We start from the raw sequence: 24126 nt of genomic DNA, 5'->3' as shown, positions 1-24126 counted from the left end.
ACCAAGTTGGCATCATGCTTTTGCACCCGCCAATTCGGGATAGGCCGGTTTTTCCTGCACTGGCCAGCTGACTGATGCGGCTACAATACTAAGGCCGATGCAGATCCACCACACGACGGTGTAACTGCCGGTCAAATCAAACAGAAGACCGCCCAGCCAACCACCCAGAAATGCGCCAATTTGATGAAACGTAAACACCAGGCCACCCAGCATCGCCAGGTCTTTCACGCCAAACATGGAAGCCACGGTGCCGGTCGTTAACGAAACCGTGGACAGCCAGATAAAACCCATGACTGCACCGAATACATAAACCGCCGTTGCGCTGGGCGGCACACTGATGAACACCAGAATGGCCAGGGCGCGCAAACTGTAAATGACAGTCAGCAGCATGGGTTTGCGCAATTTGCCACCCAGCCAGCCTGCGGTGTAGCTGCCGAAAATGTTGAACAGGCCGATCAGCGCAAGTGCAGTGCTGCCTGCATTGGCTGAGACGCCTTTGTCTTGCAGATAGCTGGGCAGGTGCGTGCTGATGAACACCACCTGAAACCCACAAACAAAGTAGCCCAATGCCAGCAAGCCGAATTCCTTGTGCTTCAGCGCGGCTTTCAGGGTTTGCATCATGTTGCGCTCGGTGTTCACCAGTTCTTTAACAGGGTGTATGGCCGCCGCGTTGTTGCGCTTGATAAACAGCGGTCGGGAAAGGGGGATCATCACAACCGCAAAGGTTGCCAGTATCAACAGGGCCGAGCTCCAGCCTGTGTGATTGATCATGAACAGGCCTGTGGGTAAAAACGTGAACTGCCCCATCGAACCCAAGGCCATGCAAATCCCCATCGCCATGCTTTGACGCTGCGCGGGCATCACCCGGCTGATGGCCCCAAACACCACCGGGTAGGTGGTGCAACTCAGGCCCAGCCCGATCAGTACCCCCGCGCTGGCGATCAGAATGCCCTGCGAATGCGCCGTCGACATCAAAGCCAGACCGAGCGCATAAAGCAGGCCGCCAACCAGAATGACTGGCCCCGATCCGAGTTTGTCAGCCAGCCTGCCGATGAACGGTTGTGACAGGCCCCAAATCAGGTTTTGCAGGGCGATTGCCAGTGCAAACACCTCTCGCCCCCAGTGGTTGTCGAGGCTCATGGGCTGCAAAAACAAACCAAATGCATGGCGGATGCCAAGGGACAGGGTCATGACCAGTGCGCCGCACCACAGTATGGTCATGGGCGAATTGATTTTTGGCTGCTTCAAAGTCGTGTTCATGGCGTGGCAGATTGGTCAAATGGCTGCCCACCAGATGGGTGGGGTTGCCCGTGGTTACTCGTTCGAGGGATGCGTCGGGTGATGTTCTTACCAATACTTGGTGATGAAAACCACCCATGGCAAAGGCAATGTATGAACACTTTCTCGAACTATAGCACCAGCACAGGCAGTGCCCCAATGGGGATTTACGCGGTGCTTTTGTGCCTGTTGTCAGCGTGTTCACCCTTGCGGCCATTTACGCAGCAGGACGAGGCTCGAGCCACTATTCATAAGCCTGACGTGACTGTTCCTCCGATTCAGAAAGCGGAGCAGATGCTGCCTATCGACAGTGTGCCCGATGATTCATTTTGGGTGAGACCGACAGTCAGTCACGGGCAACTTCCGGAGGTTCAGGTCCATGGCCTCTCGGTCACGGAAAGCGGCTTGTTTGACGTGTTGCAGCTGATCCTGGCCAACACCAACATGCCTCTGAGTTTCGAAGGGGGCCCCGAAACAGCGTCGCGATATGGCGTTGTGACTTTGAATAACCTGAGCGGGCCATTTGACCAGGTTATGAATAAGCTGGGTGAAATCATGGGGTTTTTCTGGAGCGTGTCGGAATCCGGCGTGTTGCGGATCATGCCAGAGCAGCAGTTTGTGGTGACCATGCCCCCCTCGCTGGCGGAAGACAGTATGGCGGGGGTGACCAACACGCTGCAGTATCTGGGCGCGCAGGATGTGTATCTGGACCGGATCAATCGCTCATTGGTGTTTCGCGCCAATCGAAAAGCCTTGAAAAACATTGAGTCCTACATGGCCCGCATGCGCGCCACCCGTTCCTTGATTGTGTATGACGTCGATGTGTTGCAGGTGGATTTGAATGATTCATCCAACATGGGTATTCGTTGGGAGCTGTTTCAGTCGGGCCAGGGTTTGAATGCGGGGCTGGACGCACCGATTCGCGGCGCAAGTAGCACGGCCACTACGCTGGGGCAGGTGGCCAGAACATCCACCGGACTGGAGTCCCTGATCTTCGGACGGAATTTTTCAACCGATGTGCTGATCGATTTTTTGAAGACTCAGGGTGATGTTCGCACCCTCAGCCAACCCAAACTGGGTTTGATGAATGGCACCAATGGCATGATCCGTGTGGGGCAGTCCACGACATTTGTGTCCCGCGTGGGTTCGCAGATCATCAATGGGGTTTCACAATCCACAGCAGACACACAGGCATTGAGAACGGGTCTGGAGGTGTCGCTGACCGGTGAGGTGAACGAGGCGACCATCTACACCCGCATTGGTATTTCAATCACCGAGCTGCTGGCTTTGAGGCCATTTACTGCCTTGGGCGTGAATTTGAATTTGCCAGAAGTTGCAGACCGTGAGTTGAATACCCAGGTGCGCTGTCGTCCAGGTGACACCATTTTGCTGGGGGGAATCACGGTGGCTCGCACACAAGATGATTATTCATCAGGTGCAGCCATCAACAGCAAATCGAAAGTCACCAAGCAAACCGAATTGGTGATCACCATCCGACCACGCTTGCTGACTTTCGGTCGTCCCGAGGTAACGGCGACACAGTCGGCCAAACCTGCAGACAGGCCAGTGACAAAAGGGGATACGTTCTCAGCACCCGTGCATTTGAAAATGAGTCAAAGCTTCTCTTCCTTGAAGCAGACGCCCGTATCTGCTCGGTTTTGATTTGCCACAACACCGAGTGGAACAGTTGGTGGGTCAGCCCCTTCGAAGCATTCCTCAAGCCATATTGGGTGTGTCGGAACGAGTAGGCAGGGCTGTGTTTTGGGGGGCACTGAGTACGCTTGCTCTTTCATTGACGGTGTTCATTGCGGTGCAGGTTCTTCAGGTTTACACAGTGGCTCGGGACGAGGGGCAGACCAATGCCCGCGCCATTGAGTCCGATCTGAATGCAACCATCGGTAAGTTGAATGTGCAGCAACCTCTTGCCCGTCAAATCTCGCGGGTACAAAGGGTGTCCGCTACCGTGATCCGGTCTGGAGGCTGGATTGAAAGGTATTCCTTGAAAGGTGAAAACCAGGAATCGTTTGAATTGGTTCTTCCCAGCTGGGTCAGCCAGGATTACCTGGACTCTTTGGGGCGAGATGTGGTCACCGATCTCAGGGATACGGAGGGTTTGTTAACCGTCCGTAAAACAGAGAAGGGGAAGAAAAAATCATGAAGCTCGATTTTAAAAACGATTCAACGATGATTTTCAATGAGATGGGGCGATTGCTTGGTCTGGCCCCGGTTCTCTTGATGATGGTTGCCACCATCAGTCTGGTGGCGACTGTGGTAAAGGTCGGCGATTTTCTCAGCCAGAGAAGCAAGGTGTCCCAGCTGGCCGAGTTGCCGAAGTTTCAAATCAATGTCAACCCGGTTGATCAGAGTCTGTACGAAAGCTATGCAAGGGTTCTTTCCCGCCTGAGTAGTCAAGTTGAGGTGACTGGGTCGGCCAGGGGATTGGTGATTCGCATCGCGAAGGCAACGGATTATCCCGAGTTCATGTACGTACTCAACAGCGTGCAGGGCATTTCCAAGGACGTGGTGTGGAAGGCAGACGAGATCTGTCTGGCCAAATGCACAGAAGGTGCTTCGGTCGCGATCATCAAAGGTGTGCGTGAAACAGTGAGTGTCAAATTGAAGGGGCAGGTGTCATGAGTATTGATGAACATTCCGCGAAATCAGCGGCACCCTTGGCGGAAGGGGGCAAGGCCATTTGGCCATCCAGACGCCTGATGGGCTTGGGTGTTGGCGCTGTGGTGGCTGGTGCAATGGCTTGGACCGTTTGGTCTGTGATTCAACCTTCAACCAGCGCACAGGCAGAACTGATTTCAAGTGCGCACGCCAGTGATGGCATCGTGGACAAGAAAGACTCGGTGGTGGCCACGGTCAACGGAGACACTGTGACCGAGTCTGAAATAGCAGGTCTGTTACGAACCGGTGTGGACAAAGCAATTGTGGTGGATCGGTACATCAACAAAGTACTCGCAGCCGAGCAGGCTCAAACGCTTTATGCGGATCAGGCAAAAGCCGCCGTTCGCGCCGCTCAGCGCGAGGTGCTTGCCACTTTGTACACCACCAAACGCATGCAGGCCTTGCGCGCACAGGTGACGGATGCCGAGATCAAATCGTTTTATGACCACAATGTTCTGGATGACAACTACAAGCGATGGAAGGTCTCGTATTACCTCTCCACCGATGCAAACGATGTGCGCAAGACATTGGAGGATCTCAAACAGGGCGACAAAAAAGCGCTAAGCCAACTGAAGCCCTTGGTGGGCAATGGGGACGGGTATGCGAATGCAGCGCAATTGCCATACAACCTCGGCCGCATTGTGTCCCACCTGAAAAAGGATGAATTCAGTGAGCCGTTGCCGCTTCGAAATGGATTTCTCGTATTGCGCGTAGATGAAATAAGGCAGGACAAAAAGCCCACCCTGGAGGATGTAAAGCAAGACATTATTGAACGTTTGGCCACACAAAAGTTTAATCAAGAACTGGAGCAGGCTCGTCGCCATGCAAAAGTGGAATTGGGTTGATCAGGGCATTGCCCAACAAGTTCGTAAGGAGTTCTCACGATGACATTCAAATTAGACACATTGCCCCAGCGCCGGGCTGGCAAGCAGCAGGGCTTTATACAAGCCATTTTGCTGTTTGGAATTGCGCTGATGGCCGCCATTCTGGGTGGTTTTGCATTGGCCAATCGTTCGCCCACTTCCCAAACCGACACTGAGCAGGCCAAGGTCAATGCATCGGTCGCGCTGAAACAGGGCAGCGACCTGCAAACCGGGGTGCTGCGCTTTGGCAACGACTTTGGCTCGTCCGCCATCACCAACACCATGGATTTCAGCAGCACGACCAATCAAGGTCTGTTCGACCCTGCCGCGCGCTACGCCTCACCGCAGGTGATGCCAGCTTCGGCCTTTGCCAGTCCATCAGACCCTGCAATTGCGGCGCCCTCCACTTATGAAGCGGGTCACTGGTATTTGAACAAGGCCACCGCTGCCAATGCCATTGGAACTGCAGCGGTCGATCCCATGGCAGTGTTGCCTGACCTGCGTTCAGATGTGTGTGCCCGAATAGACAACATGCTTTATGGCGCCTCTGCCATTCCGGTTTCCACGGGTGCGTTAAGCGACTGGGCCAATGCCACCACCCCTGCCGACGGCGGCATTTCAGCGGTGGCTGCCGTTGCTGGCTGGGCCGAGGGGTGTGTTCAAACTTCAGACGCGAAGTACGTCTACTTCAAAGTGGTTCAGGAAAACTGAATCCGAAGGCCCTTGCGAAAATGCGGCGCTTTTCATCCATGTCCGATCAGCACGGTTTCATTCTGGCTTATGTGCTGTATGGCATCGCGCTGATTGCCCTGGTAAGCGCCGCTTATGCGCAAATGCGCAACACCGATGAGCAGAGCCAAAGCATTGAGGAAACAGTCAATACCGTGATGGCTCAATTGGAGGTGCTCAAGACGAAGATTTTCCTGTGTGGTGCCATTTATCCCGATGGCGACCACGGTCAATTTCCTGCGAGACGAGCTTACCCCGCACCTGCCACCACCGGAAACCGCGACCTTGCAACCTCGGTGGTCTGTCCGGGGGCACCCGCCGGGGCGAACGGTCTGGCCAACATGAGTGACGGTCAACCCATTCCGATTCCCCCCGCCGATTTTAAACCCTGGGAGTATCAGCACACCGAGGCGGATGGGGTTGTGCTGCACCTGCTCCCCCGGGTGGCCGGGGGCGCAGCACAGGCGCGCACCCGTTTGCTGCGTCAGTTGGGTGCGTCTGCGTCGCAAAGTGGCGATGACATCGCCATTCAGGTTTTGAAGTGAGCCACACCTGCATGAAACATCGCACCAATCCCCCCAACGTCACTTTTAAGCGCAATGCACTGGCTATGGCCGTGCGTCAGGCCATCCCATGGCTGGTTGGCGGTGGCATCTCCCTGGCAGCGTTGGGCACTGCGCAGGCCAGCAATGCCGAAATCAATGCGGCTTTTGTGGCCAACCAGTTGGTTAGGCAGTTCACGCTGAAAAACACGGTTTCGCAGGTTAACCTAGGTTTGCAATCCAGGGTGAACAACACCACAGGCACGCCGATAGCACCGCCGATGGGTGCCACCATTTCCGGCTATTTGCCCGGGGACATGGGCACTGTGCCCTCGTCAATCAGTCTGCCTCAGCGCGATGGTGCCGGCAGACCTCTGGGTTATTGCGCCTGGGACAACAGCAGTGGCACCTCCAGCAGTAGCTACCTCGCTGGATTGGGAGCGGGCACTCCCGTGTTGTATGCCGTGGTGTCCGCAGGTCTGAATGGCACGATGGAAACCTCATGTGCCTACATTTTGTCACAGGCGGGTTCTGGGGGACCGGTTGCGTCGGGCGACGATTACGTGGAGTTTCGAACTCCTTACAACGTGGCCTCTGCAGAATTCAAGGCCTCTGTGCCCAATTATGCAGCACTGACCGCTGTCACCAATCCAGATGTTGGCGAGGTGCGCCTGGTGCGAGACACCAACCGTCTTTATGCCTATCACCAAACAGGCGCAAGCAGTTATGCGTGGCAACCGGTGAGTCTTTTTTCTGATGATTCAACCGCCAACGGTCCAAATGCAGTGAAATATCTAGACGGCAAGGTGAGTGTTGCAGATTTTGCGGCCGCCTCGGCTACGTTGAGTGGTGCTTTGGCGGGCACCACGGCGAGTTTCACGGGCGATGTTTCTGCGAACACGTTCACCGGCAATGCCAGTGGCTTGACTGACCTCAATGCCAGTCATATCAATTCCGGTGTGTTGGCATCCGCCTTTGGGGGCACTGGAGTCGATGGCTCCTCGGCCGCACCAGGCACGCTGTTGATTGGCAACGGTTCAGGTTTTAGCCTGGGTACTTTGACTGCTGGCAGCGGTGTGGCCGTGCTCAATTCGGCAGGGGGCATTACGATTTCCAACACCGGGGTACTCAGCCTGGCGGGAACAGCTGATCAAGTGATTGTCAGTGGAACAACAGGCGATATCACACTCAGCCTGCCACAAAGCATCGCTACGACAAGTACACCAACATTTGCCGGGATGGTTTTGAACGGCACTCTAAATGCCAGTTCAGCCTCTTTCAGTGGCAATGTAAATCTTGGAAGCGTGAGTCAGGGTGGGGTACCTGCCTTGTTGGGATTTGAATACGCGGGTGACACCGGTAGTCTCGCTTTCGACAACCAAATCAATTTTGCAATCGGTACAGGTGCCCTTGCTGGCGCAAAGCGTGGTGGTAACTTCGCAATTGGCAGGGAAGTGCTTGGCCAGCTGGCACAAGATGCGACCCCTTCAAATGGCAGTGTGAATTTTGGAATAGGCTACAGGGCGCTTTACAGTAACACCACCGGTTCAAAAAACGTGGCTGTAGGTAATTCTGCTTTGCTGTCTAACACGACTGGCGACTATAACCTCGCAATTGGTCCGTCTGCCCTCTACTACAACACCTCGGGCAATAACAACATTGCGATAGGCACCAAAGCACTGTATGCAAACATCAGTGGTACCAAGAGCGTTGCCATTGGAAGACGGTCTTTGTTTGCAAACACCACCGGTCAGCAAAATACTGCAGTCGGCTACTATGCGTTGAATTCGAATACCACCGCTTATTACAACGTAGCGATTGGATCAAGCGCATTACAAGCAAACACAACCGGGGAGCACAACACCGCAGTTGGCGATTCTTCAATGTTCTCCAATTCAACAGGCTATTGGAATACAGCAGTGGGTCGCTCTGCGATGCATGATCTGACCACGGGTTATTGGAATTCCAGCTTGGGTGAAGGTTCTCTAACTAACGGTACATCAGCATTTAAAAATACTGCAATTGGGGTCAGGTCCTTGCAGTTTTTGATTGATGGCGACGATAACAGCGCCTTGGGCTTGTATTCGGGTAAATCTTTGACGACCGGAGCCTACAACACCTTCATAGGCGCGAGAGCTGACGTTGCTGTTGACGCATTGAGTTATGCCACGGCCGTGGGGGCCTATTCGGCGGTCTCGACTTCAAACACTGTTGTTTTGGGTCGAACTACGGACACCACAGTGATAGGGGCAACCGGAATTGCCAGCAGCGGCATTTTGCAAAACAAAATTCTCCAGGTTACAGGTGATGCCGGAATCAGCGGTAGCCTTATCATTGGCGGGACATTGAACGCAACGGGTTTTAGCGGGGATGGTAGCGGCTTAACCCATTTGAATGGCAGCAATGTATCAAGCGGCACGGTGGGTGTGGCTTATGGTGGCACAGGCGTAGACGGCAGTGCAGCTGGCAATGGGCAATTGCTGATAGGTAACGGTAGTGGTTACACCTTGGCCAATATTGCTGGCACGACTAATCAGATAAATGTTACAAACGGTGCGGGCAGCATCACACTAAGTCTGCCTCAAGACATAGCCCCCGTCAGCACACCGACCTTTGCCGGATTAGGCCTAAACGGCACTTTGAACGGTATCGACGCTAATTTTTCAGGTGTATTGTCTGCCAAACGGCTGGTTTTGGGTGACAGCGATGGCCCCGTGACCTTTCCGAATATTGTGATTGGTGCAGGCGCAATGACACAGCCCGCCAGCGGAGAGGGTGCCAATGTGGCCATTGGCACTGCAGCGCTGGCCAGCAACACATCGGGCGAACACAACATCGCGATGGGTTATCAGGCGTTGACCGCCAACAGCACTGGAATGGACAACGCGGCCATTGGCTTTTATGCGATGGCCGCCAATACAACGGGTCAGAACAACACGGCCATCGGTTGGCGAAGCTTGAGCAGCAACCTGGATGGCAGCGACAACACTGCCATCGGAAACGATTCACTGACCGTTGCCACAAGCGCCTACGCCAACACATCCGTTGGCTCTCACTCGCTGAGCAACACCACCACCGGTGGTTACAACGTGGCCCTGGGCCAATACAGCCTGTACTACAACACCACGGGTTATAACAACGTGGCGCAGGGCCCAGATTCACTGTATTACAACACATCGGGCAGCTGGAACGTTGCGTCAGGATCGGCAGCCCTTTACTACAACAGCACAGGTCACGACAACGTGGGTCTGGGCTGGTATTCCTTGGGTTCCAACACCACGGGTTACTACAATGCAGCGGTCGGTTCCGGATCCATGGATCGGACTACCACGGGTTATTACAACGCGGGTGTGGGTGGCTTTGTGTTGTTCAGCAACACCACTGGCCACAACAACAGTGGGGTGGGGTACGACGCCAATGTCGCCAGCGGGGACTTGTTTTACGCCACTGCGATCGGATCCGAATCGGTTGTCAGCACCTCCAACACCGTGGTGCTTGGCCGAAGCACAGACACCACGGTCATCGGCGACACTGCAGCCATTCCGTCTGCCTATCGCTTGCAGGTTCACGGCGGTTTGACCACAGATCGTGTGGGCTTTTTCAATTCCAACGTGGCCGTGGGCAATGGCTCACTGGCGGTTAACACGGGTAGCAGCAATGTGGCCGTGGGCGACAATGCGCTGGCTGGCAATGCAAGTGGGCAAATGCTCATCGCAATTGGTTCGGGTGCGATGTCGGGCTCCTCCTCGTCCGAGAGTATTGGCATCGGTATTGATGCCCTGAGTGCCAGTTCTGGATCCTACAACGTGGCATTGGGTAATCTTTCGCTGGGCGCACTCTCAACCGGCTCGGCCAACACCGCGCTTGGCCACTACGCCTTGAATGCCTTGTCCAGCGGTGGCACCAACATCGGCATCGGACATCGTTCTGGCAATGATCTGACCTCGGGTTCACGCAATATTTTCATTGGTGAATTGTCGGGTACTGGTGCGGCCAGTGGTGACAGCAATCTGGCCATCGGCAATTCATCCTTGGTGGCCAATGGCCTCAGTCACGCCACTGTCATTGGCAATGACGCATCCGTGACCACCTCCAACACGGTGGTTTTGGGCCGAGTGGGCGACAACACCGTCATCGGTGCAACCGGCACTGCGTCCACGGGTGATCTGGCTGGCAAAGCCCTGCAGGTGACGGGTGGCTTGGGAGTCAGAGGCAATGTGGCGCTGAACCTTAATCCGGGGGAGTACACTCAACTTCGAGACCTGCGGGTGTTCACTTCCACTGACAACGCCTTGTGGGATCACATGCAGGTCATTGTTCATGCACGCACCACCAACGTCAATGTGGGCGGTGCCGAGGACGGCTTGGTGTTCAGCGTGGGTCAGGGTAATTCAGGTTCTGTGGGTGACCAAACCTACAACAAGGTGCTGACTCTCTTTCCAGATCAGTCCGCCACATTTGAAGGTCGGGTGAATGCACAGTCACTCTATGTGGCGGGTGAACAGGTTGTTCCTGTGAACAAGGCCAACATTGACAATGCGCTGACATTTGCCAGTGACACGGGGGGGGCCTCAACCCCGGAAAGCAATCTTGCGCTTGGCCAGTCTGCCTTGGCGGGTGCGAAACGCGCCGGCAATATTGCCTTGGGCGCAGGCGTGATGAACAATCTGACTGCCAGTGGGACCGAGACCGACGGCACCTTGAACACCGGCGTTGGTTACAACGCCCTTTACAGCAATTCAACAGGATCCAACAACACGGCTGTGGGCGCTTATGCGCTGAACGCGAACACCACCGGCTACAGCAATACGGCCTTGGGCACCAAAACGTTAACTAAAAACACGACTGGCTATGCGAACGTGGCTGTGGGACATTACGCCTTGCTGAACAACACGTCGGGTTACTACAACGTCGGTGTTGGACAGAATGCCCTGATTAACAACAGTACGGGTTACAGCAACGTTGCAGTTGGCTTCAACGCTCTGAATGAAAACACATCCGGATCGAACAACGTTGCAATTGGTCTGAATTCCTTGCTTCACAATCAGACAGGCGAGTCAAACACAGCACTCGGCCTGAATGCACTTTTGACCAACGTCAGTGGTTATGGAAACACCGCAACGGGTACCAATACACTCCAGAGCAACACATCTGGTTTTTACAACGTGGCAATTGGCAAAAATGCAATGCAAAATAATGCAACGGGCTACTCCACGGTTGCCATCGGTGTCAACGCGCTTCAGGCCAATCAAGGCGGCTACGAAAACGTTGCCATCGGCTTGAACGCAATTCAGCTGAACAGCAGCGGCTATGCAAACTCAGCCCTTGGAATCAATAGTTTGCAGGCCAATTCCTCAGGATATTACAACACTGCAATCGGCAAAAATGCCATGCAAAACAATCAGACTGGCAATCAGAATGTGGCAATCGGAAACAATGCCTTGCATGACAATGTCGCGGCGGTTTACGACACCGCGATTGGCGTGTCTGCTTTGCAGCAAACGACAGGTGGGTTTAATTCTGCCTTGGGTGCCTACGCCATGTTTAGCAACACCACCGGCGAGAATAATGTAGCCGTTGGTACGCAGGCTTTGTATTCCAACACCACCGGTTATCACAACACCGCCGTGGGGGATCTTGCCCTGTACACCAACACCGGTGGTTACTACAACACGGCAGTCGGGCGATACGCCCTGTATTCCGCCCAAAACGGATGGTGGAACACCGGCCTTGGCGAGGGTGCGCTCGGCAATTTGACCGCTGGCTACGACAACAACGGCGTTGGTGTTCGCTCCTTGTACGGCACCACTTCCGGCATCGGCAACAACGCTTTGGGTGTCAACGCAGGCGCGACAAACGTAGGCGGCAATTTCAATGTGCTTGTTGGTGATTACTCGGACGTTGGCTCTGCATCGCTTTCTCACGCTGCTGCGTTTGGTGCGTTTGCCAGAGTGTCGAGCAGCAACACTGTGGTGATTGGTGCATTGAGCACCAATAAAACCGATGGCGCTGCAGACGATCAGGTTGTCATCGGTGACGTCGTTCGTGACGACAGTTATGCATCCACCAAGCTTTATGTGAATGGCACCACTAAAATCAATGGTGCGTTGTACGCCACGTCAGTGACGCAAACTTCAGACCGACGACTGAAAACCAATATCCAAAGCCAGGACACAGACTTCGTTCTTGAACGTCTGGCTCACCTTTCCACCTACACCTACGATTACATCAATCACCCGGGCTTGGGCCGGAAGATCGGCGTGATCGCCCAAGAGGTGAAACCTTACTTTCCAGAGGCTGTCGTGACCTCTCGCAACGGCTTTTATTCGGTGGACTACAACGCCTTGGGGGCAATGGCAGCGGTCGGGGTTGGCAGATTGAATGTCAAATACAATCAGTTAAATACGGAACTTCAAAAGCAGGACGGCAGGATCAACACCCTGCAGATCCAGGTAGATGCGCAAGACACCCGCATCGGCGATCTGGAGCAGTGGAAAACGGGAACGGTTCGACGTTTGGACGACATGCAAACTGCAATCGAGACCAATGTGGCTGACATTGCAGCCCATGCACTGAAAATTGCCGACAACACTGGGCGAATCACGCGACTTGAGCAAGTAACCACTGCGTTGGACAAGCAGGTTGTGCAGAATGCCCAGGGTCTTGCTGAGGTCAAGGGGGTCTGGAATGACACCTTTGAAAAGCAGGATGATGGGCAGACCTTGGCGCTCAAACTGCCCAACTTGAAAGTGAGCAATTTCAGTGCGCAACAGGTCAAAGCCAATGCCTTGTACACCCAGCGTCTTGATGCCGAGGTTGGCAAAATAAAAGCACTTCAAGTGGATGACTTGTACGCTCGCAATGCCAGTGCACTCACAGTGCATGCAGAGGAACTGAACACCGGCAGTACCGACACCTATGCCGGGGTGGGCAATCCCGCCTTCTTGTTTGCTGCGAAGGCGGATGGCCATTACACCGTCAACACCAGTTCCCCGGATGGCAGTTACGCCACAGCCACAGTGATTGTGTATGGCGGCGTCGCAAAAGTGGTGCCCGTGGCGCAGCAGGGTATTGAGTTGTTCGCTGTGGGCAATCAAATCAAAGCCAATGCGGCAGGCAAAGCCATTAAAGCCAGCTGGTTGAAGATGGGTTAATTCGCAGGGGGTGCCTCTTGCGGGTGGCGCTTTCAACCCGCCATTTGCGTAACCTGAATGCATTCAATTGAATCCAGGGGTGCCCATGAGCCAGACACAGTCGAATCAGCTTGCACACACGCAGGTGGTGTGTACCCGCGCTTGGGAAAACCTTCAGCGTGATCTCGGATTCAGTCTGGTCATGGGCACTCGTGCCACGGGTGATCTTCACCTTGTCAGCGTAAAAAAAGACAGTGGTATACATCTGCACATTCAGAAATTTCCATTGTGCATGGGCATTGCAACTTGGCGGAATCAATTGTGGGTGGCCTGCGCGAATGACGTTCGCCAGTACACCGATATTCTTCAACATCCGGGGGTCAACAGCATCGAATTCGAGCGATGTTATGTGCCCCGGTCGCTCCACTTCACCGGGCCTCTGGACGCGCATGAAATTGCCGTAGATCGCCATGGACAACTTCTGATCGTCAGTTCGCAATATTCCGCCGTGGTCCGTCTGAGTAACACTCACAGCGCTGGCGTCATCTGGCAACCGGCATTCATTTCAGCGTTAAAACCCGAAGACCGCTGTCACCTCAATGGTTTGTGCCTGCAGGACGGTGAACTAAAATACGTCACACTGTTTGCAAGAAGCGATGCACCTTCCGGGTGGCGGAAGTTGTCATTTGAGCAGGGGGAGATTCTGGATGTCTCAACTGGGGATGCCGTGTGCGAGGGGCTTGTTCAACCCCACAGTCCGCGTCTGTATCGAGGGCAACTGTATGTATTGAATTCCGGCGCAGGCGAGTTTGGCCTTGTCGACCAGAAGACCGGTCGATTTGAATGCATCGCTTATGTTGCAGGTTATGGTCGTGGTCTAAGTTTTGTGGGCGATTACGCCATTTTCGGTGTCAGCCGCCCCAAAACCGACGCCTACATTCCCGGGTTGAAACTTCATGACCGATTGCGTGCAATGCAGGCACAGGATCGCTGCGCGCTGATCGCAGTTCACTTGGCAACAGGTGACGTCATCGAGGGCATCCAATTTCATGGCGCTGTCCGAGAGTTGTTCGACACCCACGTGATCGAAGATTGCCGCAGTGTCAGCATGATGGACATGGATCAAGCTCAAAACCCCGGCCTGGTCGTGATAGACCCAGTCCGGAATCGGGAGACCAGTGATGCTTGACAGCCTGGAACGCACTCATGCGGTGGAGTCTTCTCTCAAATGGGCGGCAAACGGCCACTTGCCTTGTGTGGTCTGGTTCACAGGACTGAGCGGGGCGGGCAAGACCACCCTGGCCAATGCGCTGGATCAGGCACTTTTTAAAATGGGAGCGAAGAGCACGGTCCTTGACGGTGATATTCTGCGACGCGATTTGACCGCGGATCTGGGTTTCAGCGATGTAGACCGAATTCGAAACGCCCAGCGGGTCGGGCAGGTTGCAAGCTTGATGGCCGAGGCTGGACTCATTTCATTGGTGGCACTTGTTTCTCCGCTTGAGGCAGCGCGACTCGCAGCTCGGCAGGCTGTGCCAGCAGGGCTTTTCCTGGAGGTTTATGTCAGCACGACCTTGGCGGTTTGCGAGCAGCGTGACGTCAAGGGTCTGTACAAGCAAGCCCGAAAGGGAGGGTTGGCTGGTTTCACTGGAGTGGATGCGCCTTACGAGCCGCCTTTTGATCCGGATTTGCGACTGGATACCGGGCAAATGTCTGTTGCGGATTGCGTCAATGCCTTGCTGATGTTGCTCGCCACGCGAGGTGCGTTGCCGAAGGCTGCTGCAACGGGTTTGCATGTGCCAGTGTCGGCTTTCACCGCCTGATTTTCAGCAACTTTCTTCCGCGCAGCTTAATCTTGACCTAGAATGTGCCGAAGCAGGGTGGTTCAACTGCGACCCCTCAGACTTTCACGGGCACACAATGAGAACAACCATGGAGGCCATACCCGGCCCGAATGAACTGACCCCCGCCACTGCCGTCACAGAGCCGCAATCCATGGTTGAGCAAGCCGTTTTGCAGGCTGAAAATCCTCAACTGATCAAACAGGCCGATCAAAAGCAGACCACGCTGGTCACTGGTCACGCCGGGTTCATTGGGTACCACGTGGCCAAAGCCCTGCTCGAACGGGGTGAGAAGGTGGTCGGTTTTGATTCCATGAACACCCACTACGACACGCGCCTGAAGCGTGAACGCCTGGCCATGCTGGATGAAATTGCCAAGGCCACCGGCTCCAGATATCACTCCATTCGTGCAGACCTTTGTGAGCCACAGGCCGTCAACGCGTGTTTTGAGACCCACAAAATACAGCGGGTTATTCATCTTGCCGGTCAAACGGACAAGTTCCTCTCCGGCGACGACCCTACGGGTTGCGTGCAAAACAACATCAACAGCTTTGTGTCTTTGCTGGAGGCTTGCCGCAAGTACGACATTCAGCATCTGACTTACGCCAGTAGCCACGCGGTTTATGGGGCGGGTTTCCAGAAAGCGATGAGCGAAGACGACAGCGCCAACCACCCGCAACGGCTGGATGCTGCCACCCAACGCGCCTGTGAGCTGATGGCGCATTCATACAGCCATCTGTTCAATTTGCCGACCACCGGCCTGCGCTTCTTCTCGGTGTATGGCCCCTGGGGACGACCCGACTCCGTGTTGTTCTCGTTTGCCCGAAAAATTCTGGAAGGCAAACCCATTCAGATCTACAACGACGGCAGAAACTCTCGTGATTACACCTACATCACTGACCTGGTGGAGGCGACGCTTCGCGCCAGCGACAGCCCGGCGGAACCTAATCCGGTCTGGCTGGTGGAGGCACCCCACCAAGGTTCGAGCAGTGCACCCTGGCGCGTGCTCAACATTGGCAACAGCCTGCCTGTGGCCATTGATGACCTGATTGCAACGCTCGAAGAGTCTTTGGGAAAAAAGGCGATCAAGGAATTTATCACTGGGCAAATTCTGGAAAAAAGCCAAAGCTGTGCCGACGTGACCGCCCTTCAGCGCATCACAGCGTTCAAGCCGGCTACACCCCTGAAAGTGGGCATTGATGAGTTTGTTGCCTGGTTCAGGCATTATTATCAACTGTAATGTCGGGTAGCCGACATTTGCTTAAAACCGGTCGCCTGTTTTCTGCAGTACCACTCTGAAACAAAGTGGGTAGCAGGAGACATTCCAATGAAAATTCAAAATGCATGGCTCAAAGCCATGACGGCCGCTGCATTGTGCATGGGGCTGGGTGGTTGCGGTGGCAATGGTGATTCAGTGGCCGGATCTGCTGGTACAGGCAGCGCCATCAATCCCAGTGAGGTGGGGTCGAATTCACCAGCAACCCCATCGGCCTACCGCGTGGTGGTCAATTCACAAAATCCCGATTACGCGGGCGTCAGCAGAACCTTTCAGGCGCCGGCCTGCAGTCAGAACGCTGACACGCCGCGGGCAGGGGGCGGGGTTTACAGCATTCACCTCACCTCGGCCAGCGGCTACACCATTGCATTCTCGGTCTTCGAGCCCAAGAGTTTCGATTGCAGCAAGGGCAACCCGCTGGTGTTTCATGGCCATGGTTTTGGTGGCTCCAGAGAAACCACACCCTCTGGATTGTTGAAAAGGCTGGTCGACAACGGCATTGGTGTAATCAGTATCGATCAGCGCGGTTTTGGCGAAAGCACGGGCTCCGTTCGCGTGCTTGATCCCGACTATGAAGGTCAGGACTTGTTGCAGATTCTGGATTGGGCCGAAGCCCACCTCGACTGGCTGCGCTATCGCAACGACAAACCTGTGGGCAACCGCCAATACAACGCGGTGATGGGTTCCACGGGTGGCAGTTACGGTGGCGGCTACCAACTGCTGATACACAACATCGATCCTTGGAAGCGCCTGGACGCGCTTACCCCTGACATTACCTGGAACGATCTGCGTTACAGCTTGAACCCGGGTGGTGCCTATGGCATCAAGGACTTCAAGCCGGCTGATGGTGAGGTGACGCCACAAGGTGTCGTCAAGACCGGATGGGATGCGTTGCTGGCTTTTGGTGGTGAAGAGGGCTCCATTGCGCCCAAGGTGCAGGCGGGCAACTTTCAGGCTGTGCCTTCTTCAGGCCTGGACAACCTGATCCGTGAAACGCTGGTTCGTGGCGTTGCTGCAAACCGCTTTCCCGCGGGTGCACTGGAGTTTTTCCGCTATCACAGTGCCAGTTATTTCTGCGACGATGAAGTGGCAGGCACCCAGTCTTTCCTGCAAGGCACACTGACGCCAAAATACCCGCAAACGAAGCCCGATCCAGTCGACATACTGTTCTCGCAAGGCTTTCGCGATTCACTGTTCAACTTCAATGAAGCCTGGCGTAACTTCCAGTGCTACCGCAACTTGGTGGCGGCCAATGGTGGAAAAGGCGATGTGCGTTTGATCACGCATCAAAATGGTCACATTCTTCCTGTGTCGGCTTATGGACAGCCAGTGGTTGGAGACCTGGCCGAGCAGGGTGCCCAGAACGGATTGAACACCATTGAATTCCAGCGTCCCGCTGGCCCCAGGGCCTGTGGTGATCTGTCTGTGGACGACGCCGACTTTGCCTTTTTGGTCAGCAAACTGTTGACCGCAGATGAATCGGCGGCCATTGCCAAGCAAGACACCACTGGCGCATTCCAGACGCTGGCCGCCAATCAGAACAAGATCTGCGTCAGCATGAATGACGATGTGGGTCAAACCAAGGCCAGCGCTGGCGCAGCCACCTGGATACCCGTGGGTCAGTTTGCAGCCCACAATGCGCCTGCTGTGAAGGGCGGCAATACAGACTCACTGCTTGATCCGGTCACATTCAAGTTCGACCCGCAAAGCGACCCCACCAGCGCAGCCACCAGTGGTGTGCTTGGCCTGTTGCGCGATGTGCCTGCGCCTGCTGCTGTTCCGGTATACACCCCTGCCTCGGACGTCGCACTGGCGGGCATTGCCACTGGCACAGTGTCAATTACCCCCACCGTGGCCCAATTGTCAAACCCGGCTTGCACGCAGATTCTGGCGGGGGCCAGTCAGTCGCCTGTTGGCCTGTTGGGAGTCGATCCCGCCTGTGACCCGATCGTGTTCCTGGGGCTTGGCGTTTACCGCAACAATGCCTGGCGTTTAATTGATGATCAGCCCACAGCGGTGCGCGGTTTTGGTACGCGCCATGTGGAATTGAATGGCGTGGCTGAACATTTGAAAGCGGGTGAAAAATTGGCCATTCTGGTCTATGGCTACAGTCCGCAATATCCGGTGTCGGGTTCTCGCGATCCGCTGAGCCCTGTTGTGGTGGTACAAGGTACATTGAACTTGCCGATTGCGCCATTTGGCGGGCAGTAGCAGGCGATTCGCTCAAAATAATGCAATAATTTTTGCATGAAACGAGCAATCGCCAAAGCCAAAGCCATCGACACCACCCAAGGGGTTCGTCCTGCCATGCAGGCCCGTAGCCTGCGCAAGCGCTACGACCTGCTGAAGGCAGGTCGGAAGCTTTTGCACAACCGGGTTTTTGAAGACATTTCCATCAAGGAAATTTGTGCGGAAGCCGACTGTACGGTCGGCTCTTTCTACAGCCGTTTTGACGACAAGGCCAGTTATTTTGACGCGTTGATTGCCGAAAGCTGCCAGGAAATGCTCAACAGGGCCGAGGAAGAGTTTGACGAAAAAAGCTGGGAGAAAGTGTCGGCTGCGCAAATCGCAGATCAGGTGGTTCTGTTTCTGGTCGATATATTTCAAGGCGAATACAGCTCTATCCTGACCGAATCATTTTTGCGTGAATCCAAGGGCGGCCTGCAATCCACGCCGATGCGCGATGTTGGCTATGCATTCATCAATACAGTGGGGCGTTTGCTGGTCTCCCACATCAATACGACGCTTCATCCTGATCCGCTGCGGGGGCTTGCTTTCGGCCTGCAAATTATATACGGCAGCCTGCACAACGCCCGCCTGCGTGACAGCGGCCCCATTCCTTTTTACAGCGATGAATTCAAGCATCTACTGTGCCTGATGTTCAAACAATATCTTGGCATCCATCGACAGTCTTGAGGCATTACCAGCATTGCTTGCTCCCGCCGGCAAGACCCGTGGTATCGCCTCGCTGGCCAGTCTGGTCAATGCTGAGCGCACCGCAAGTTTGATCTTCCTTCGCCTGTTCGCCGATGGGTGTGGCCACAATATTGAAAGTCGTCTGAGTGGGAAACCCTTTTTTGAAAGTGTAGGTGTAGGTACCACCAGTCTGCTGGTTTGAAGCGCAGTTCAGGACGGGCAGTGTCTGCACAGCCCCGGTTGCCGAAGTTTTGTCGTACCGCAAGTAGGTTGCGTAAAACTGCTCCATGTAGCTTGAATACTCCATGAGGCAACTGGCTGCTGCGATTCTCCGGTTTTTGGTCATGCTCTGCGTGTAAGAGGGGTAGGCAAATCCGGCCAGAATCGCCACAATCGCGGTGGCAATCATGAGTTCCAGCAGGCTGAATCCCGCGCTCCTCCCGTTTGTGTCTCTCATCTCACTCCCCTCTTTGATTGACAATTTCCCGCCAGGAAATACGCACTTGGTTTGCGGCGACTGGCGGCGACACTTGCCGGCTTTGCAAGGTGCCATTCTGGTTCACCATCATCACTGAGCCGCTGAAGGCGGGCGAACCTGTCTGCGAAGCAAAGCCAATGCCGCCTGCTGGTGTTGCTTTGCCCTGAAAATGAATCAGATCTTGGCTGTCTACCGCGCCATCGTTGTTCAGGTCGAAAAATGCACCAGTGGGGTTGGTGCCCGTAAAGGGGTTGACCGCCATGATCCAGCCACGCCCGCCTGGTGCGCAGGGGTCATGTGTATCCGGTATTTGAGTTGCGCCAATCAACAACTGGTTGTTGAATTGATTGCCCAGCGTCATTCGTTCGCCTTCGGTTCCATTGACGGGTGAGGTGAGGTTCATGAACCATCCAGATTTGCCTTCCATGTCGCCCAAAGTGCCCAAAGACAAAGTGCGGGCTGGGTTCACTGGCACCACAGGTGGTTTTGCGTTCGGGTCGCCTTGTACGCCAGCTGTCTCTGAGAGGGTGGATCTGTGAACCAGATTCGATTGCAACACTGGCAGATCCTGATCCAGAATAAGGCCGTACCAGCTTTGGGTTTGATGATTTGAAAGATCCAGCGTGCCAAGGTATCGGCCAGTACCGAAAAATGCCCACAAATGGCCACTGTTAAGGTCTTTACCCAGCAACAAGGCCGAGGTCACAGGCTGGTGTACACCACTTGCATCAGCCTGGGTTTTAAAGACCAGTTGGGCCCCGCTGTGTTTTCCGTCGAGGTCAAATTTCCAGATTTTGCCCTGAATATCTCCGGCGTAGGCTGTAGTGGCCAATCCGGCAGAAGGAGGGTCAATCAGTATGGTGGGTGTTGAAAGCCCGTTGTCCGGTCCCGACCCAGCAACAATGACTTCCACCTTCGGGTTTTTTCGGCCATCCAGCGCCACGCTCAGCAAGGCCGACGAGCCAGTCCGGCTGTTGTACCCGTTTCCAAAGATGACCTCCCATCCGGATGCGGTCTGGGTCACGATCGGGCGTCCGGTGATTTGACCCAGATAAGGACTGTCATCGGCGTTTATTTCCCACAGCAATTGCACATTGTCCGGATCGGTCACGTCCAGCGCATACACCGCCATTGTTTCACCACGACCAGTCGTACCCACCAGAACCGTGTGCCATTGCCCTCTGAAGTAGGCATCGGCCACAGTAATTTGCCCGTCATTGAAATAACGGTGTGGGTTCAGGCTTGATCCGTAATTGGGTTGTGCCAGCAATGCGGGTGTGTATTGCGCCTCGATCAAGCTTCCAGGCATGAATGCGTAGCGCTCGACTCCTGTGGCCGCATCAAAGCTGTGCAGCATACCGTCGTTGGCTGCAAGGTACACCACAGCCCTTCGGTCGCTTGCGCTGCTGTCACTGGCAAACTGCGCGTACTTGTTACTGCCGCTGAAGGTTTGTCCGGCAAATTTTGTGGCGTCAGGTTTTCCCACGTAGATAGGCTGAGAATTGACCACGTCGCCCAGTGTGGTGCCTCGATCTCTCAATGCGCCGCCGTTGCGGGTTTCATGACTGGTGTCCCCCAAGAGGTAATCCACGATTTGCGGTGTCCAGCCGTTGCCGGTCACATGGGCGTTGTCGAATGGCACATATTTGCCCTTGACCACCGTGTAGATCCTGCGTTGGCCAAAAGGAGGCATGGCATTGGCTGCATCCCACAACGGCGTGTTGTTAATGGATTTCGTAGTCGGGTTGATCGCATAGGCTTTCAGGGAACCACTCCATCGTCCCTCCTGATAGCTGGCTTGGTACACGGTGGAGTTTCGGGTCAGCAAGGATGAGTTCAATGACAAAGAGGACTGACTGTCCACATTCTGGCTCTCAATCAATGCAAACGCCTGGCTGAAACCCTTGCGCATTGCGATCGCGTTACCCCCTTCAAAAAAATTGTCGGGTCTGGCCTGTTGACCTGCTGTGGTTTGAATGGTGTCGCCAGTCGAGGACCACCAGGACTGTGGCATGGGTCCGGTAAATGAGTAGGGATCAAACCTGCTGGGTACCCGGAATCCGCCATATTTGGCTGTCAGCTGATACTGGTTGGTGGCCATGCCTTGCAGGCGCTGGTATTCGGCCACATCCACCCAGAATGTGGACACAAATTGATCGCCCGCCAGGTCTGGGCGAATGTCTCGCGTGTGTGAATCAAAGGCCAGGCCCGCCATGAATGCCGAGTTGCCAAGCCCCGTGAAGGGCGTTGAAATCTGAATACCCTCAATTTTGGCGATCTGGTTGGTTGCTTTGCTGACATCCACGCTGTGGTCAGCCAGCACCTCCGGGGGCGTGGGGGGTTCATTGCTGTGGTTGCCGAGGTTACCAGGCAGGTTTTTGTCATTCCACGTGTTGGTGTCACCTATGCCCAAAATAAAGTTTTTCTGACAGGTGTACTTCATCGGGTCTTGCCAGCGTGTAATCACTGGAAAGCCATCCGCCTTGATGTAAGGCAAATCATTGCTGTAGGTTGTCATGTCGGAGTAACTGGCCACTGGCCCCTGGTTTTTGAGGTACCGAACTGCGGCATAGTACATTTCGCCCACGCTGTCGTAGGTTTTGTCGCCAGCCGTGGTCATCTGGCCGAACTTGTTGATGTAGTTGATCACACCACTGTCTTTGATTGACGCCCCGATGCTTGCACTGGTGGAATTGGCGTCTTCTGGGTTGGGGTTTCGAATGAACACGCCGGTCGCTGGATCCCACTCGCGGCGGGGGTTTGAATGCAGTCCAGTCACCGGGTCTACGGTATTGGGGCCCACAAACTTTTGAGCTGCCCTCAGCGCTGCTCCGTCTTGCAGCTGGTTTGGAATGTTCAAGTAACCAAACACACTGTAGGTAAAAATGTTGGCGTATTTCTGGATTAAACCTTCTGGCTTGTATTGGCTCTGGTATCGGGTACAGTTCTGTTCAAGCAGGCCTGGTTGGCAGACCAGTACATCCAGATTGATGGCATACACATGGTAAGGTTCGATTTTCTGGCCTGTGTACGCCTCTACACCATTGATGCTGTCGTGCGCGCCCCAACTGGCGGACAACGCGGGGTTGTCCAGCAAAGTCTGCAGACTCAGGTTCACACCGGGTTTTGGGGAATAGGCATTGCTGTCGGCGGCGACAAAATACATTTTGTTGCCCAGGCCCAGAAGTCGCGTGGCAAAAAACTGTTGATTGGCGGGGGTTTCGTTTTGAACCAGATGTTTGTCCCCGCCGATCAGTCCGTAGCCTGTGTTGGTCTGTCCGGTGTGTCTGGCTTTTTCAAGCACCGTTCGATCAGGTTCGTCGACGATTCGGAATCCGCCTGTCATGACCGAGCGAAAGGTGTCGATCGTTTGGGTGCCTGCCCAGTTCAGAAAATTGCCGCTCCACAGCTTGTTACAACTTGCAGGTGAGCTTTTTGCCCAGGAACGCGGTACAAAATAGCCAACCATTCCTCTGGGTTCTGCAGTCTGTGCGGCAGGGGTGTCAGTTGGAAATTGCCCATGTGGATCATAGTCGTAACATTTGTCCGCATCAAAGTATCCACCGTAGGTTTGATCTGGGTTGAAAGCGCCAATGTTGGCCATGCTCATGACCGTCGGAAACTCAACCGAGGGCGTGATCACCACATTCCCGGGCACATTGTTACTGAGCGTTAACGGGTTTTGATTGACAGGAATCGTCGCATGCGCTGAATTGGCCACCAAGCCAGCAACGGCCAGAGCAGTGAATTGACGCCAGCGTTTGGGCCGGATTTTAGTGGGCATGATGAACACCTCGCTCCTCACTCATTGTCGGATCACCACCTGCAAAACCACCATGGATCTGCCGTTCAGTGCGCTTGGATCTCCGCTTCTGGCGGTGATTCTGTAAAAATTGTTGCTCTGCGTGTTTTGATCGAATCCCCCTCCACCCAGACTGCTGTCTTGCTGAAGCGAGTTTGCAGTCAGTATTGATCTTGGGTTTCTCTCGGGATCTGCAAAAGTCCCCATATTTTCAATCACATATTGAGGCTGGCCGCTGGCCATGTCGCTGGCGGTAAACTGCTGTCTGGGCACCGTTTTCAGGCTGTCAGCAGAAAGATTGAGGTCGTCAAACGGATTGGCCTGGCACACATTGCCGCCCGTTGAAGAACAGTCACGAATACTGGGGTCGGACGGATGATTCTGAAGAAACTCGGCAGCCACTCTCAAAGCGGCTTCCGTCGTCTGGAAAGCGATCTGGCGATCATAGAAATTGGAGGTCATTTTCTGTTGTGCACTTGAGCCACGGATCGATGCCAAGCCCAACAGGGTGACAAAAATAAGCAGCACCAATGCCACCACCAGCACAACTCCTTTTTGTTCGAATCGTGGCTTTCGCTCTGTTTGAATTCGCATC

At 54.6% G+C, this 24126-nt stretch carries 16 protein-coding genes; 12 read left to right on the top strand and 4 right to left on the bottom strand.

Annotation, left to right across the window (positions count from 1 at the left end; translation table 11 throughout):
• Positions 1 to 12 precede the first annotated feature (12 nt).
• The gene (locus QQJ87_RS12265) at positions 13 to 1260 is read right to left on the bottom strand and encodes an MFS transporter (RefSeq protein WP_284282065.1); all 1248 of its coding nucleotides are present in this window, start codon (positions 1258 to 1260) and stop codon (positions 13 to 15) included.
• Positions 1261 to 1437: 177 nt separating this feature from the next.
• On the opposite strand from QQJ87_RS12265, the gene QQJ87_RS12260 reads away from it, so the two are divergent.
• The 12 genes from QQJ87_RS12260 to QQJ87_RS12205 all read left to right on the top strand — a co-directional run bounded on the left by QQJ87_RS12260 (position 1438) and on the right by QQJ87_RS12205 (position 19251).
• Entirely contained in the window at positions 1438 to 2940 is a 1503-nt protein-coding gene (locus QQJ87_RS12260) for a type II secretion system protein GspD (protein WP_284282064.1), read from the top strand.
• A 1-nt stretch (position 2941) separates the two neighbouring features.
• Positions 2942 to 3436 carry a hypothetical protein gene (locus QQJ87_RS12255; protein ID WP_284282063.1) on the top strand — a complete coding sequence of 165 codons (495 nt, stop codon included), beginning with the start codon at positions 2942 to 2944 and terminating at the stop codon, positions 3434 to 3436.
• A complete protein-coding gene (locus QQJ87_RS12250) occupies positions 3433 to 3915 on the top strand; it encodes a hypothetical protein (protein ID WP_284282062.1) in 483 nt (160 codons plus the stop codon). Before QQJ87_RS12255 ends, QQJ87_RS12250 begins: the two co-directional genes overlap by 4 nt.
• Positions 3912 to 4796 (top strand): foldase protein PrsA, encoded by an 885-nt coding sequence (locus QQJ87_RS12245; RefSeq protein WP_284282060.1) that lies wholly within the window; start codon positions 3912 to 3914, stop codon positions 4794 to 4796. Before QQJ87_RS12250 ends, QQJ87_RS12245 begins: the two co-directional genes overlap by 4 nt.
• Positions 4797 to 4835: 39 nt before the next feature.
• Complete coding sequence (locus QQJ87_RS12240; RefSeq protein ID WP_284282059.1) at positions 4836 to 5525, top strand: hypothetical protein; 690 nt, start codon at positions 4836 to 4838, stop codon at positions 5523 to 5525.
• A gap of 38 nt (positions 5526 to 5563) precedes the next feature.
• Complete coding sequence (locus tag QQJ87_RS12235; protein WP_284282058.1) at positions 5564 to 6088, top strand: hypothetical protein; 525 nt, start codon at positions 5564 to 5566, stop codon at positions 6086 to 6088.
• A gap of 11 nt (positions 6089 to 6099) precedes the next feature.
• On the top strand, positions 6100 to 13239 hold the full coding sequence (locus QQJ87_RS12230; protein ID WP_284282057.1) for a tail fiber domain-containing protein: 7140 nt from the start codon (positions 6100 to 6102) through the stop codon (positions 13237 to 13239).
• An 85-nt stretch (positions 13240 to 13324) separates the two neighbouring features.
• The gene (locus QQJ87_RS12225; protein WP_284282056.1) at positions 13325 to 14407 is read left to right on the top strand and encodes a TIGR03032 family protein; all 1083 of its coding nucleotides are present in this window, start codon (positions 13325 to 13327) and stop codon (positions 14405 to 14407) included.
• Positions 14400 to 15041, top strand: coding sequence for an adenylyl-sulfate kinase (gene cysC / locus QQJ87_RS12220; protein WP_284282055.1), 642 nt, complete (start codon positions 14400 to 14402; stop codon positions 15039 to 15041). The genes QQJ87_RS12225 and cysC overlap by 8 nt, the downstream gene beginning before the upstream one ends.
• Before the next feature lie 97 nt (positions 15042 to 15138).
• On the top strand, positions 15139 to 16299 hold the full coding sequence (locus QQJ87_RS12215; RefSeq protein WP_284282054.1) for an NAD-dependent epimerase/dehydratase family protein: 1161 nt from the start codon (positions 15139 to 15141) through the stop codon (positions 16297 to 16299).
• A gap of 87 nt (positions 16300 to 16386) precedes the next feature.
• Complete coding sequence (locus QQJ87_RS12210; protein ID WP_284282053.1) at positions 16387 to 18546, top strand: CocE/NonD family hydrolase; 2160 nt, start codon at positions 16387 to 16389, stop codon at positions 18544 to 18546.
• 36 nt (positions 18547 to 18582) lie between these two features.
• Positions 18583 to 19251, top strand: coding sequence for a TetR/AcrR family transcriptional regulator (locus QQJ87_RS12205; protein ID WP_284282052.1), 669 nt, complete (start codon positions 18583 to 18585; stop codon positions 19249 to 19251).
• A gap of 4 nt (positions 19252 to 19255) precedes the next feature.
• On the opposite strand, the gene QQJ87_RS12200 is transcribed toward QQJ87_RS12205, so the two are convergent.
• From QQJ87_RS12200 to QQJ87_RS12190, 3 genes are read right to left on the bottom strand one after another with little or no spacing between them, the layout of a single operon-like run.
• Positions 19256 to 19708, bottom strand: coding sequence for a type IV pilin protein (locus tag QQJ87_RS12200; RefSeq protein WP_284282051.1), 453 nt, complete (start codon positions 19706 to 19708; stop codon positions 19256 to 19258).
• A 1-nt stretch (position 19709) separates the two neighbouring features.
• Entirely contained in the window at positions 19710 to 23513 is a 3804-nt protein-coding gene (locus QQJ87_RS12195; RefSeq protein ID WP_284282050.1) for a pilus assembly protein, read from the bottom strand.
• Between the two features lie 21 nt (positions 23514 to 23534).
• Positions 23535 to 24125 (bottom strand): pilus assembly PilX family protein, encoded by a 591-nt coding sequence (locus QQJ87_RS12190; RefSeq protein ID WP_284282049.1) that lies wholly within the window; start codon positions 24123 to 24125, stop codon positions 23535 to 23537.
• Between the last annotated feature and the right edge of the window lies 1 nt (position 24126).

The sequence above is a fragment of the Limnobacter litoralis genome (assembly GCF_030160455.1).
Taxonomy (GTDB): Bacteria; Pseudomonadota; Gammaproteobacteria; order Burkholderiales; family Burkholderiaceae_B; genus Limnobacter; species Limnobacter litoralis.
The sequence above is the reverse complement of the archived record's forward strand: the minus strand, read 5'-3'. Positions and strand labels throughout refer to the sequence as shown.